Source organism: Psychrobacter pygoscelis, from assembly GCF_004335015.1.
GTDB lineage: Bacteria > Pseudomonadota > Gammaproteobacteria > Pseudomonadales > Moraxellaceae > Psychrobacter > Psychrobacter pygoscelis.
This window is the reverse complement of the sequence record NZ_RQRU01000002.1, coordinates 32,452-46,827: the sequence shown is the minus strand read 5'-3', so window position 1 is coordinate 46,827 and position 14,376 is coordinate 32,452. Positions and strand designations below refer to the sequence as shown.

The following is a 14,376-nucleotide window of genomic DNA, read 5'->3' as shown; positions in this document are numbered from 1 at the left end:
ATTTAGGCTTATGTCTTGACGGTAGTGGCTGAGACTAAGCTTGTTACTTCTAGAAGTCAAAGCAACATACCATGACTGCTCGCGGTGTTATGTACGGAGGTGATTCTAAGTTTATTATAAAGTTATCTATTACTGACTGCTCAATATTTCTGGTGGCTATTTGCAAATCTTAAGTAAGATGGCAAGTAGATATTTTGCATCCCTTGGTATTTGTTGAGGGTCTGCAATATAGTGCTGCACTTGGGTATAGACATCGTGCTCAAAGGTACTGTTGCTAGTATCAAAGGTGGCAAATAGATTGTCTTGCGATACTCGAAAAGGCTGATGACAAGCTAGGCTAAATAAGCACTCAAGAGCCTGCGGCTTGATTTCTACTTGCTCAAATGCTTTTTGCTGCGCCTCGGAGCGCCCATCAGCAGCATACCAATAGCCATAGTCAAGTAGCTGGCGGCGGCGTTTACCAGCGATGCACCAGTGGCTTACTTCGTGCAAAGCGCTAGCTAAGTAGCCATGGGCAAATACAATCTGTGCTGCTGAATTTTCACTCGCTGGGAAGTATTCAGGTTCATCGTCACCGCGCACTAACCGTACATTCAATGGTGAAAAAACACTGTTAAATAAGTCGATAAACCAATTAGTAATCTGGTAGTCGAAGTCAGGGTCATTATTGGCGGTCATGATATTTGGAGTAGCTCGAAGTTGTCGCGACTTAATTTGCTGCCATTGGTCTGCAAAACGCTGCAGTCGACTTGGAGGTATTGAAGCGATGGACAAGTCGTTGTCACCCTTATCACCATAAGATTTAAGCGTGGCATATAGTTGCTGCCGAATGTCAAGGGTAAGTAAGCTTGCAAAAGATGCAGAGGTAGAATAAGACGTAGTATAAGTCATGCAGTGCAATAGTAATGTGGTTAAGACGGTTAAGATTAAGAGCCAGTGCGCTCCAATAAGATGTTGGTAATAGTAACACGGTACAGCTAGAGCGCGAGCCTATACTTCGGTATAGTTAGGCCATAATTTAATCTATATAAAAAGCACGAATATCAGTTGCTCGCTCTATGGGCTGACTCGGCTTAGTTTACTATGGTTTATTTCGACCGGTTACATTGCCATACGTTTGGTTTATTTAAGGCATTGTTTTTTAGGTACTGTTTTACAAGGCGCTGTTTTGTTAAAGCACTATAGTATCGCAAGATAAAAGTTTTTCAATTACTAGTAAGTAGAAAAGGGGCAAATCATGTCAACTCAAAATATTCAGTCCTCACCATCGCGCACAGTAGATGCTAAGGCTGCAACCACATCACAGCTGCCAGCTAGAGTATCGCTTGATAAATGGGCGGATGCTGGGTTTACTTGGTCAGGTCAGGTGCTGCCGAGTGACTTTACACGGCTAGAGAGTTTGTTGACACCAGAGCATGAGCAATCAGTCATCGGGGTCGAGACGACCTTGTCTAAAACCAGTAATGTGTTAGGGCTGGACTTTGCTTTAGATGGCGAGGTTTGGTTCACTTGCCAACGCTGTCTGCAACCGGTCGCTGTCGATCTAAGCGGCGCGCATCACATTGATTTATTGGAGGATGAAGTCCAAGCTAAAATGCTCGATGATGACGATGAGTATCTATTACTAGAAGAAGTGGCGCAGAATGATGGTCCAGAGAGCTTTTTGCCTTTGGCTCGATTAATAGAAGATGAGATTCTCCTTAAAGCACCATTATCGCCTAAGCACGATGACTGTGAGATGATCATAGATCAAGTAGGAGAGATAGAGGAAGTGGAAGAAGAAAGTCCATTTGCTGCTTTAGCAGCTTTAAAGGGTAAACTGTCTTAACCTCTTACCTAAGCTGCTTTGTTAAACGCTTACGAGTCCCATTGTAATTGGGCTTAAGCTTTATACAAAATACTGGTATCTTTTCAAGATATGCGTGCAGATTGGTCTTTATTAATTTGACAAATATGCGTATAATGGCGGGTTTATTGCATTCCGGAAAGCGCGTTGTCGCTTTATTAAGTAGGTTATACCGCCTATTTATTTTTATTTTTCAGTAATGCGTCCGTGGGTAGGCAGGTGTCTAGCCATCGAATTTAGGTCAGGCTAAGGTTTTTATTGTCTGGGCTAATGACGTATCACTTATCGTACAGGAGCTATCTCATGGCTGTTCAAAAAAGTCGTAAAAGCCGTTCACGTCGTGACATGCGTCGTTCACATCATCACATGGACGTAGCAGAGCTAAGCATTGATAGTACTACTGGTGAAAAGCATCGTCGTCATCACCTGACTAAAGATGGTTTTTATCGTGGTCGTCAACTGTTCAAAGTTAGTCAAGACGACTAATCACTTAGATTTGGAGTTAACACTTATTATTGCTTAATAGTGAGCGTTTATTATCTAGATCTTGTGTTTATTAGACACTGATCGTTATTTAAAGTTGTTTATTATTCGGAGCTATGGACTTAAGATATTAATTCAAGATTGGTATCTTTATAGGCTCAAAAAGTAGTTTAATTGGTTATCAGCTAGAGTTAGTCTTGCTAATTCTACTTCTTCATTACGATGCTTTATCTGATGTTGTTACATCTTCTTAAGCGAGTTAAGTATGTTGGTCATTTTTACGGCCTTTTTGACGCCTAATACGCCCCATAGTTCCCCTTGAAGCCAAGTTGCTGAGATGTCGTTTGTTACGATGCTCTAGAGCTTGGCTTTTTTGTTATGCTGTCGATAGCTATCTTAACGGATTCGTATAATAATAGAAGACAGGCATACAGACTTACTATTAACTAGTCACGTTAGCCATAAATGGATATAGAATGCTGACAGTCATGATCAAGACTGCTGATTAGCATATAGGGATATAAATTTATCAACCCCCTCTTCTAAATTTAACTGCTGATTAGCTCATCGAGCGTTTAATCAGTGACTATTTAATATGGAATTAAATATACCAACTAGGCAATAAGAGAGACAGCTTATGGCGTCGGCAGCAGAAATGACAATGCACCCTAGAACCGCAGTTATTTTCCCTGGTCAAGGCTCACAAGCGCTAGGCATGTTACAAGAGCTTGCGCAGCAGTATCAGCAAATTGAACAAACCTTTTCAGAAGCCAGTGCGACAATTGATGTCGATCTATGGGCGGTTTGTCAGGATGAGCAGCGTCTGAGTATGACCCAATTTACGCAGCCTGCATTACTGACTGCTAGTATAGCAATCTGGCGTATTTTAGAGACCAAGCTTGCCAAGCCGCCCTGCTATCTAGCAGGACATTCATTGGGCGAGTATAGCGCGCTATGTGCCGCTGGGGTTATACCATTTGCAGATGCTGTGCCTTTGGTCTATCAGCGTGGTCAGCTAATGCAGGAAGCGGTAGAAGGTATACCGACTGCTATGGCCGCAGTTTTAGGCTTAGAGGATCAATGCGTGGTTACTTTATGTGAGCAAGCTTGTGAGCTAGTAGATGGAGCAGTGGTCAACGCGGCTAATTTTAATAGTCCTGGCCAAGTCGTGGTATCGGGAAATCAGCTGGGCGTCGACAAGGTCATTGATAGTGTTCAGAGTACCGGCAAAAAAGCCATTGCTCTAAAAGTGAGCGTGCCATCTCATTGTTCGCTAATGCAGCCTGCGAGTGATGCCTTGGCTCAAACTCTTGCTAAAATCAGCTTTTCGCTCCCCAATATTCCAGTTATCCAAAACCGTCATGCACGCGTTGAGCATAGTATCAATGACATCAAGCAGGCGCTAACGGAGCAGTTATGCGAGCCGGTATTGTGGTCGCAGACGATGCAGGCATTGGCAAGCAAGCAGATTACCAGTCTGATTGAATGTGGTAATGGTAATGTGCTGAGTAATCTGGCTAAGCGTCAGGCTCAGCCTATTCCAAGTTATCCAGTGGACAAGCCAACGCGCTTAGAAAAACTACTTAAGGAGCTGTCATGAGTCGAACAATTACACTAGTTACTGGGGCGAGCCGCGGTATTGGTAAAGCCATCGCTAAGCGCTTTGCTAAGCAAGGGCATTTTGTCATTGGGACTGCCACGACGGATAAGGGTGCTGAAGCTATTGATGAGTACCTTCATGATTCGGGTGGTATCGGCCGAGTGCTTGATGTCCGTGATCAAGAGCAGATCGACAAGCTATTTGAAGAGATTGAGAGCGTTTACGGCGCCGTGCAGGTGTTAGTTAACAATGCTGGCATGACTCAAGATGGTCTGTTAATGCGCATGAAAGATGAGGACTGGGACAGTGTGCTAGATACCAACCTTAGCTCTATTTACCGCATGAGTAAGCGTGCTGTACGCGGTATGATGAAGGCACGGCGGGGTCGTATCATTAATATCACCTCAGTCGTGGCGCAAATGGGCAATGCAGGTCAATCGAACTATGCGGCTAGTAAAGCCGGAGTTGAAGGATTTAGTCGAACTTTGGCGCGCGAAATTGGCTCACGGCAAGTCACGATTAACTGCGTCGCTCCTGGTCTTATCGAGACAGATATGACAGATGAGCTAGACGAGCGTCTATTAAACTCTATGCTAGATGCGGTGCCTATCGGTCGACTGGGCCAGCCGGAAGATATTGCAGCAGCGGTGTCTTTCTTGGCCAGCGATGAAGCCAGCTATATTACTGGCGCTGTAATCGCGGTCAATGGTGGTATGTATATGTAACTTCGTATATAATATTTGCGTGTACAAGTGTAAACTATTCAATTTAATGCTATAATTTAATTATAGTAAAATGCGTTAAAGATACGGCATTTTAATTTCCATAACTATTATCTACACGAAGGGAGTTGTCAATATGAGCAATGATATTGAGTTGAGAGTAAAAACTGCAGTAGCAGAACAGCTAGGCGTAAATGTTGAAGAGATCAACAATGAAGCGTCTTTTATGGAAGACTTGGGGGCTGACTCTCTTGATCTTGTTGAATTGGTTATGTCATTTGAGAGTGATTTTGGAATTACCATTCCTGATGAAGATTCAGCTGAGCTAACGACAGTTCAAAAAGCTATCGATTATGTTAAAGGCCACATCTAAAGCGATATAACTTATTGCAGGCTCATGGCTTTTGCGCCATAAAGTATTGTTAATTAAACCGCTATCCATTGATTGGCGGTTTTTTTATGGCCGTTCATACGGTTAGAATAATATTAAGAAGAATACCAATGGGGAAAAGCCTTAGCTCTTAACTTGGCCCTTAGCTAAATACCGGTGAACGTGTTTCAGATTAGGTCGGGTCTACAATCAAATAAATAGCTGTAAAATCAAGTAACAATATTCAACATACCACTGCTAGTCTAGGCAGGCAACTTTGTTATACTGAGTCGAGTCAACTAGATGAAAGTCAGTAATAGCGGTGGATAGTATCGACCAATATTTACTTTAATTACTGATAGTTAGCTCTACCAGATGTCTTAATAGATTTATCATAGCTGTCTTTGTAGTTAGGCTTGAAACAATAATATTTATTAAGCAAAACTGGTTGGTAAATGCTCGAGTTAATAAATCATATTGTTAAGTCGAACTAACTTATAGTAGACTGCGTTTTGACTGAGCATGCGTTATTTGCCGCTAATCAACTAACGACCCCAAAGACGGATCAAAGTTAGCATTTATTAATAATAGATGGCAGTATAGATAACCGATAATGCATGTTGATAGTTGAAACCAATAGTCCAAACTTATATGTCAAACAATAACGATACTTACGGAGAAAAACGATGGGAATTTTTAGTTTTGCCAAAGACATTGGGGATAAAATCTTCAACCGTGATGACGAAAAGCATCAAGCGAATAAAGAAACTCAAGCAGACTCAGCAGCGCCAGCCGCTACTACAGAGCCATCTGCGCAATCAGTAGCTAACTTGCTATTACGCCGTATTCAGCAACAAAACCTAAATATCAGCAACCTTAAAGTTAAATATAATGGTAGCACTGATACGGCTGAGATTAGTGGCTCTGCTAAAACTCAAGCAGATCGTGAGAAAGCGATTATTGCCATTGGTAACGTTCAGAATGTTGCTAAAGTCATCGATAACATCGATATCGAACAAGACGCACCAGAGTCTACTATGTATACGGTAAAATCAGGTGATTCGCTATCTAAGATTGCTCAAGACGTGTATGGTTCAGCCAATGAGTACATGAAGATCTTTGAAGCCAATAAGCCAATGCTTTCTGATCCAGATAAAATCTATCCTGGGCAAGTATTGCGTATTCCAAAGCCTTAGTTTTAAAAACTAAGTTAACTTACTTGCTTGATGTCCCGTATTCTATTGAGTAGATAGGTTAAAGCTAAGCAAAAAAACGCCTGATATTCAGGCGTTTTTTTATGACTGTCAATAAAATAATATAGAGGTAAAAAAATTAATATAGAGGTAAATAAATTAATAGTAGCCCTTATCGTAGAGCATAATGAACAAAAAAAATAGTAATTAGAATAGGCTGCCACCTCCAGTATCGATATTGGATAATGAGGGTTGGTGATTATGATTGTAATTTTAGTTTAGCCTTTTGCTCAGCTATCGCCCAGACGATATGCTCGTCTAATATCTCACCATGTTCACCTAAGCGCTGATTTAGTGCTTCTATTACTATTGTACTGGCAGTAGCATTGCCCAAGGCTATCGCTAAATTGCGTAAAAAGCTCACATAGCCGGTGCGACGAATTGGACTGCCTTGGGTGTTGTCCAAAAATGTCTGTTCATCCCACTGCCAAAGCTCCAGTAGAGTAAGTTGATCAAAGCCGTGCCGAGGTGCAAAGTCATCAATCTTTGCCATATTGGCATAGCGATTCCAAGGGCAAATTAATTGACAGTCGTCACAACCGAAGACTCGGTTGCCAATAGCGTGGCGGTACTGGACATCGATACTGCCTTTATGTTCGATCGTTAAATAAGAGATGCAAGCCGAAGCGTTCAGTTCGTGCGGTGCAACGATGGCATTGGTTGGGCAAATATTAATACAGGCGCTACAACTACCACAGTGCGAAGTGACTGGGCTGTCTTCTGGTAACAGTAAGCTCAAAAATAGCTCACCTAACACAAAAAATGAACCTGCCTTTTTATTTAATAGTAAGGTGTGTTTACCAGTCCAGCCCAGTCCAGCAGCATCAGCAATAGGGCGCTCAAATATAGGCGCTGAGTCACTAAATGGGCGAAAGACAAAAGGCTGATCTGCCCCGATATTAAGGTGCTGCCAATGGGGGAGCATTGACTCTATGCGCCGGGCGAGTTTTTTTAGGCGACTGCGCATGACTTTATGATAATCACGGCCACGAGCATAGCGGGCAATAATCGCATGATTGGGACGCTCATTATCTTCCACTCGTCGCGGCTTAGGTGCTACTGAGAGATAGTCCATCCTGACACTAATAATTGTCTTAGCGCCTTCTACCAAGAGTGCAGGGTTGGCCCGAAGATCATGATTATTATGCAAAAACTCGAGTTGTCCTTCATACCCTTTGGCCAGCCAAGCTTGTAGCTGCTTTATTTGTTTTTGAAACAGAGGATGATGGACCGATAAAAAACCGCAGTCGCCAAAACCCAGCGCCAAAGCTTCTTGATGAATCCAGCGTTTTACCGTCTCTGCATCCTCAAATTGCCAGTCGTTAGGGTCGGTACTGGTAATTACTGGGTTATTAGGTGGCGTATGCTGCTGGCGCGCGTCTTTGGACAATGGAAGACCTTGTTGGACTAAAAGTTGGACTGTAAGAAAAGCGGGAAGCTAGGCAAACCTGTAGTAAAGAATCTAAGAGAGTGATAAATAACCACTAGACTGTGGGCTTTGTAAGTAGTGTTTCAACTACGGTATAAATAGCTATGATAGTCGATAAGGCAAAAAAAATAAATTACTACGGATAACAGACTGAAGATATGTAACTATTACCGCTAAAGTTGCCTAATAATTAACGAGAAGGGGAAGAATATGACATATAACACTAACAAAAAGCCAATCTTAGCCGATAGAGCGTTATTAGCTATGCAGCCCAAAGCACTATTTAGCAGTGAGCAAGTGTATGCAATAGAGCAAGCTTGGTTTGATGCTGGTTATGATAGTTTTGCGCTTATGCAGCAAGCAGCTTGGCAGATGGCGCAGTATGTGATAGCGCATGCTAAGCAACGACTTATAAGTGATGGCTCCTCCATAGCATCTGTCCTTAGTGCGGTCGTTTGGACCGGGGCTGGTAATAATGGCGGTGATGGTTGGCTGATCGCCCATTATCTACATAGAGCAGGTTGGCAAGTCACAGTGGTCGATGTAGGGCCGGGTGATGCTGAGGCACAGTCTGATGCCGTTCGCGCGAAATGCATGGCAACTCAGCCTTCAGTACAGTCTAATGGTGCCACTAACACTGGCGCTGTCAATACTAAGACGGACAATATCAGTGATGCCAGTATTGTGGGCGCTCAAGACACTTTAGAGGTGATTGATTTTTGTACAGATAAGATTAAGTTAGATACCCTGCGAGCCGACTACCACATCGATGCTTTATTCGGCATAGGTCTGGACCGAGCGCCAAGTGGTGCCTACGCCGAAGCTATCGAACGCTTTAATGCCATCGTCCATCGCGATAAGGCAACTGGCGTCGCCGTTGATATTCCAAGTGGGGTGGTCGCTACGACAGGTCAGGTGTTCTCCAAAACCGCAATCAAAGCCGATATCACTTTATGTTTGGTAGCGCCAAAGCTTGGACTCTATATCAAGGATGGCATAGATTATAGTGGTCAAATCATTGATATACCACTCATCCCTTACTTGGATGCGCCTCAGCCAAAAGCTTGGCGCTTAGCTTCGCCATTAGCGCTACCACAGCGTCAGCAGAACAGTTATAAAGGTAGCTATGGTCATGTCATGATCATCGGGGGCAATCAAAGCAAAGGCTCGCAAGGGATGGGCGGCGCTGCTATTATGGCGTCAGCAAGTGCTTTAGTTAGCGGTGCTGGCAAGGTGACGGCTGCTTGTCACTCTACCTTTCACGGGGCGTTATTATCAGGTCAGCCTAACGCTATGGTGGTTGATTTACAAGATATCGAATCAGTGGATGCTCTGATTGCAGGCGCGGATATCGTAGCGATAGGGATGGGGCTAGGACGAGACGATAACGCACTGTCGTTATTTAAGCATTATCTTCATACCACTATCTCTAAGCACAAGCCTTTAGTTATTGATGCTGATGGCTTGTATCATCTAGCGACCCTAGCGCAGGCAAGCGACCCTATCATCAAGCAGCTAAAAGCCCATACTAAGAGTTACCAAGTTTGTTTAACGCCGCATAGCGGAGAGGCCGCGCGACTATTAGATACAGATAGTGAGAGTATAGAGACGGATCGGCCAGCAGCTATTTATGAGTGTGCCAAGAGGTTTGGTGGTGATTGGCTGCTAAAGGGAGCAGGCTCACTGGTATTAGTTCAGGGTATTTGTTATGTCTGCGCTGCAGGTAACGCTGGGATGGCAACGGCAGGTATGGGGGATGTGTTATCTGGATTAGTTGCAGGTTTAATGGCTCAGCCCGATCTATCAGAGCCTCAACGCAGCCTTTATCAAGCAGTGATGATCCATGCGCTAGCAGGGGATTGTAAGGCCGGTTTACTTAATACTATAGACCAACCTGCGACTACTACAGAGCGCTCATTGGCTAAGCGTTTGTCTGATTATCCACTATCCGCTGTGGGCGCACGCGGACTGCAAGCGCCAGATATGGTAGCAGCCATAGCCGTAGTAATGGCTGCCTTGACACAATAGCTTGGCTACTCGTTACGGCTAAGTCGCCGCTACATTGGCGGCTGGCCTTCCCCTGCCGTACTTACAGTAACGTGGCAATAGTAATGTCCCAAGACGATTACTCAAATGTCCATACAGCTATGATTGAACAGCTATTGCCGAGTCAATCCTATTAAGACAGTCTGAGAGTATTAAGTGGTCTGACCGCTACAGTACTGAGTAATCGCTTTTTGCATGCGTTCTCGTTTTAGCTCAATCTCGCGGTTGTCTAGATACTTGCGATTGCCATCAGCGTCCATCTCATAGATGCGGCCATCGGCGTTAAGGTTGGTCAAGTTATTGCGTAATGACTGGCATCGGGCAGCATTTTCTTGCTTAAGCTGTTCTTCTTGTTCTTTTACACGCGCTTCTAGCTGGTTTGCTCGCTGAGCTTCAGGACTTTGAGCCTCGGGCTGTTGATTGGCTGCCGTTTGCTCAGCCATTTGTCCTCGATTGACTTGGCGTCCATCGCTACGGAACTCAATGACCTCGACTCTTTTGGCATCACGTGGCATATGCTGAGAGTATTTTACCTCACCATACGCCCCGACAGATTTGTACACCTCAATAGCTTGGCTACTGTTCATAATCAGCCCAAACATACCAACAATACCTGCATAAGGTACTATGGCAGTAATTAACTTTAGAAAAGACGTTTGTTGCATAAATCTAACCCTCAAAAAACACGTAACGAGCAAGGATGACAATAACTGTCTCGATGATCTTATAAATTAATTTGAATTTTATCATTATTTTTGTCTAAAGCGTGAACTACCTGATTGTCTTCTCTAGAATTATTGGCCGCAGCGGTAATTTGCCACTAACCAAGTTATTCTCAATTGATTTTAAACGGTTTCACAGTAGCAGTATTAGCGCTATGAGTGTATCAAAGCCGTGAGTAATAATGAATTAAATTTCGCATGACTAAGCTCCCATGACACTAAGAACTTTTGTTGAAGTAATAGAATAAAATAGCTTATAGCGCTTCTGTAAGCTGGTTATTATTAGTCAATGGGGCGCTATCGACGGATTTAGAACAAAACTGTATAAAAATACCGTAAGTTTTTGACTTTGATAACAAAGAGTTAAGGGTAAAAACGATAATTTTTTCTTGACAATGGCTACTAAACGTCGGACTATACAAGGGTTGATTGGTCAGTGTGGTCTGCTTATCGTTGTAGGCTGCGCTTGAGACTTGAAGGTTAAGTAAATTATCATTTGCTAATAATTTTGAGTCTCTTTGTGATGATAAGTGTGCTTTATCAAAGACTATGACGGTTCTTTTTATTATAAAGTTGCATGTTGCCTTTAGGTAATAGTGTTTTTTAATGATAAGACTACCTATAGTTAGATATAAGAGGCTTATTATCTCGGACTTATCGGTCTACAATGACTAAGTAGAATTTCGAGGGTAACCTCCTTACAGTAATAATACTTTAAAGTAAGTGTACTTTTATATGGCTTGTAAGCAAGCGCATTGTAAAAACTTAAAAGTATAGGTACCGAAGTATAGGTACTTAAAAGTGGTTATTGCCTAGGGGCTACAGCTTAAGACCAGCAGTACTCTAAAAGCTGGTTCTAACTTCGAATACTACGACTATATAATGAATATTTATAGCCAACCAGCACAGTCTGACATTGCAGTAAGTTAGCTAAAGAGTAAGTCGGCTAAAGTAAGGTGTGGTTTTATTGTGATGTAACTCGAGTCGCGACAGTGACTGCTATGTTTAGGTTTGATCGCTACTTATGGTCCAAGCTATTTAACAAGCTTTTCAGTTATAAGTAACTTAATCACCACTTAAACATTGTCCACTTAATCGTAAGCGCTCAAAGTGATAGCATAATATTAATGACAATATTACTGGCACATTCACGATACGATGACTGACTTGTGACTCTATAGCTACAGATTGTGAGATATCTAAAGTTTGTGGTTGGATAACTATGCATGCTAAATAACGATGCAACTTTTGCGTTATTTTGTCTATTTTTTATATAGCAGGATTGCTTATTTGACTGCAAGGTCGATAACTTCCCTTCATTAATGCACGTCGGCTCACCAGACGCTTGCTTTCTGTCATTTAGATCCGTACTCCCTGACTAATCAATAAATTGCCACTTGGTGGGCGATATAAATTGTGCTGCCAAAAACATAGTGGCTACGCTAAGTCGCGTAAATCAAGGAACGACTCTAAGAGTAATTCAGCTTTTAATGACCTAAGAAGGTGATGACAGTGACGCAGACTACCCAAGCTCCGAAAATGACCGGACATACGCAGACGGACAATGCTGCCAAGAACTTTGAAGACAAACAGCAGCAGTTGGCAAGCAATAGTAATGAGCCGGTGATGCTCTCAGGTGCTGAGATGCTGGTGCAAGCGCTGACCGATGAAGGTGTCGAATATATATTTGGCTATCCAGGCGGTGCTGTACTGCATATCTATGATGCATTATTTCAGCAAGAGGCTATTGAGCATATCTTAGTGCGCCATGAGCAAGCAGCAGGTCATATGGCCGATGCTTATTCGCGGGTTACTGGTAATACAGGCGTGGTACTGGCGACCTCTGGACCTGGTGCTACTAACACCGTAACGGCTATCGCCACAGCCTTTATGGACTCTGTACCTATGGTGGTTATTGCCGGTCAGGTACCTACCAGTCTCATCGGCGATGATGCTTTTCAAGAGACGGATATGGTAGGGGTGTCACGTCCTATCGTCAAACACAGCTTCCAAGTCCGTCATCCAAGCGAAATTCCAACAATCGTTAAAAAGGCCTTTTATATCGCACAGTCAGGTCGACCAGGTCCAGTGGTTATTGACGTGCCTAAAGATATGACCGCGCCTAATGAAAAGTTTGCTTATGAATACCCTGAAGAGGTATTTGTGCGCTCATATCAACCTTCTATCAAAGGTCATGGCGGTCAGATCAAAAAAGCAGTCGAGACACTACTAGCTGCTAAGCGACCAGTCGTCTATGCTGGCGGCGGTATTATCTGGAGCAACGCATCTGATGAGTTAACTACGTTGGCACATAAGCTAAATTTGCCAGTGACCAATACGCTCATGGGGCTGGGTACTTTCCCAGGATCAGATCGTCAGTTCCTAGGTATGCTCGGTATGCATGGTACTTACGAGGCCAATATGACTATGCATCATGCGGATGTTATCTTGGCCGTTGGCGCTCGCTTTGATGACCGAGTTACCAATAATGTCAAAAAGTTCTGTCCAAATGCCACGATTATCCATATTGATATCGACCCTGCGTCTATTTCAAAGACCATCTTCTCGCATATTCCTATCGTCGGTGATTTAAAATCTGTACTGAGCGATATGTTAGAGAGCATTGGTGATGACAAGCAATTAGAGCAGCATGCACTACAAGACTGGTGGTCACAGATTAATGAGTGGCGTAAACGTCATGGTCTGCGCTATGACACCAGTACCGAGCATGGTATTAAGCCGCAAAATGTCGTCCAGACCTTGTGCAAATTGACTGAAGGCAAAGCCATCATCACTAGTGACGTCGGTCAGCATCAGATGTTTGCAGCGCTATATTACTCTTATGAAGAGCCGCGCCAATGGCTGAACTCAGGTGGCCTTGGTACCATGGGTGTCGGGTTGCCGTACGCTATGGCTGCTAAGCTGGCACGGCCTGAGCGTGATGTGGTTTGTATCACCGGTGAGGGCTCTATCCAGATGAATATTCAAGAGCTGTCCACTTGCTTACAATATGAATTGCCAGTAAAAATCTTGAACCTGAACAACGCTCAACTTGGTATGGTCAAGCAGTGGCAGGACATGCTCTATGAGGGTCGTCACGCACAGTCCTACATGCAGTCCTTACCAGACTTTGTGAAGCTGGCTGAGAGCTATGGTCATGTTGGCATTCAGATTACTGATCCGGATAAAATGGAAGAGCAGCTTGCTGAAGCACTCGCTATAAAGGATAAATTAGTCTTTATTGATGTTTTAGTGGATCGTCACGAGCATGTATATCCGATGCAAGTTGCTGGGCAAACTATGCGCGATATGTGGTTATCTAAGGGGGAGCGCACCTAATGAAAAAACATCTAATCTCTGTACTCATTGAAAACGAGCCAGGCTCTTTGTCGCGCTTGGTTGGGCTGTTCTCTCAGCGTGGCTATAACATCGAGACTTTAAACGTGGCCCCAACTGAGGACCCCACTTTGTCACGATTGACACTAACAACCGTTACCTCACCTGAGAAGATCGAGCAAGTCACTAAGCAATTGCATAAGCTCATTGAGGTGGTTAAAGTAATTAATTTAACGGACAATATCCACGTTGAGCGCGAGATGATGCTCATCAAAGTGAGAGCTACGGGCAGTGTCCGTGAAGAGATTAAGCGTAGTGCTGATATCTTCCGAGCGCAAATTGTCGATGTTACTGCCAATCTGTACACCATCCAAATCGTTGGTGACACCGAAAAACTAGACGGGTTTATTGAAATCATTGGTCGTGATCGGGTCTTAGAAGTGGTCCGTTCTGGCGTCATTGGTATCGCCCGCGGTGAAAAGACTCTAACTGTTTAAAGCAGACTATTAATAATCAATCATTAGGGCTTGCCTAAACGTTAATCGCGTTAAGGCTCCTTAATTAACCTA

The 14,376-nt window shown here is 43.5% G+C and carries 12 protein-coding genes; 9 read left to right on the top strand and 3 right to left on the bottom strand.

Annotated features, from left to right (window positions below; genetic code table 11):
• Positions 1-156: 156 nt before the first annotated feature.
• Positions 157-891 (bottom strand): elongation factor P hydroxylase, encoded by a 735-nt coding sequence (locus EGV92_RS04960; protein WP_131668153.1) that lies wholly within the window; start codon positions 889-891, stop codon positions 157-159.
• A 346-nt stretch (positions 892-1,237) separates the two neighbouring features.
• Between EGV92_RS04960 and EGV92_RS04955 the strand changes: the two genes are divergently transcribed.
• From EGV92_RS04955 to lysM, 6 genes are all read left to right on the top strand, one after another.
• On the top strand, positions 1,238-1,828 hold the full coding sequence (locus EGV92_RS04955) for a YceD family protein (protein ID WP_131668152.1): 591 nt from the start codon (positions 1,238-1,240) through the stop codon (positions 1,826-1,828).
• A 321-nt stretch (positions 1,829-2,149) separates the two neighbouring features.
• Entirely contained in the window at positions 2,150-2,332 is a 183-nt protein-coding gene (gene rpmF, locus EGV92_RS04950) for a 50S ribosomal protein L32 (RefSeq protein ID WP_131668151.1), read from the top strand.
• Positions 2,333-2,966: 634 nt separating this feature from the next.
• Positions 2,967-3,929 (top strand): ACP S-malonyltransferase, encoded by a 963-nt coding sequence (gene fabD, locus EGV92_RS04945; protein WP_131668150.1) that lies wholly within the window; start codon positions 2,967-2,969, stop codon positions 3,927-3,929.
• Positions 3,926-4,654: a 3-oxoacyl-ACP reductase FabG gene (gene fabG / locus EGV92_RS04940; RefSeq protein ID WP_131668149.1), complete on the top strand. Its 729-nt coding sequence runs from the start codon at positions 3,926-3,928 to the stop codon at positions 4,652-4,654. The genes fabD and fabG overlap by 4 nt, the downstream gene beginning before the upstream one ends.
• 133 nt (positions 4,655-4,787) lie before the next feature.
• Positions 4,788-5,024: an acyl carrier protein gene (gene acpP, locus EGV92_RS04935; RefSeq protein ID WP_131668148.1), complete on the top strand. Its 237-nt coding sequence runs from the start codon at positions 4,788-4,790 to the stop codon at positions 5,022-5,024.
• Between the two features lie 683 nt (positions 5,025-5,707).
• On the top strand, positions 5,708-6,217 hold the full coding sequence (gene lysM, locus EGV92_RS04930; RefSeq protein WP_131668147.1) for a peptidoglycan-binding protein LysM: 510 nt from the start codon (positions 5,708-5,710) through the stop codon (positions 6,215-6,217).
• 256 nt (positions 6,218-6,473) lie between these two features.
• Here the strand turns inward: lysM and queG are convergent, their stop codons facing one another.
• Positions 6,474-7,616, bottom strand: coding sequence for a tRNA epoxyqueuosine(34) reductase QueG (gene queG, locus EGV92_RS04925; protein WP_207401760.1), 1,143 nt, complete (start codon positions 7,614-7,616; stop codon positions 6,474-6,476).
• Between the two features lie 297 nt (positions 7,617-7,913).
• Between queG and EGV92_RS04920 the strand changes: the two genes are divergently transcribed.
• Entirely contained in the window at positions 7,914-9,731 is a 1,818-nt protein-coding gene (locus EGV92_RS04920) for an NAD(P)H-hydrate dehydratase (protein ID WP_165525566.1), read from the top strand.
• A 170-nt stretch (positions 9,732-9,901) separates the two neighbouring features.
• On the opposite strand, the gene EGV92_RS04915 is transcribed toward EGV92_RS04920, so the two are convergent.
• Positions 9,902-10,414 carry a DUF4124 domain-containing protein gene (locus EGV92_RS04915; RefSeq protein ID WP_131668145.1) on the bottom strand — a complete coding sequence of 171 codons (513 nt, stop codon included), beginning with the start codon at positions 10,412-10,414 and terminating at the stop codon, positions 9,902-9,904.
• A 1,683-nt stretch (positions 10,415-12,097) separates the two neighbouring features.
• Here EGV92_RS04915 and EGV92_RS04910 point away from each other — a divergent pair.
• Complete coding sequence (locus EGV92_RS04910) at positions 12,098-13,810, top strand: acetolactate synthase 3 large subunit (protein ID WP_242678657.1); 1,713 nt, start codon at positions 12,098-12,100, stop codon at positions 13,808-13,810.
• Positions 13,810-14,304 (top strand): acetolactate synthase small subunit, encoded by a 495-nt coding sequence (gene ilvN / locus EGV92_RS04905; protein WP_131668144.1) that lies wholly within the window; start codon positions 13,810-13,812, stop codon positions 14,302-14,304. The genes EGV92_RS04910 and ilvN overlap by 1 nt, the downstream gene beginning before the upstream one ends.
• Positions 14,305-14,376 lie beyond the last annotated feature (72 nt).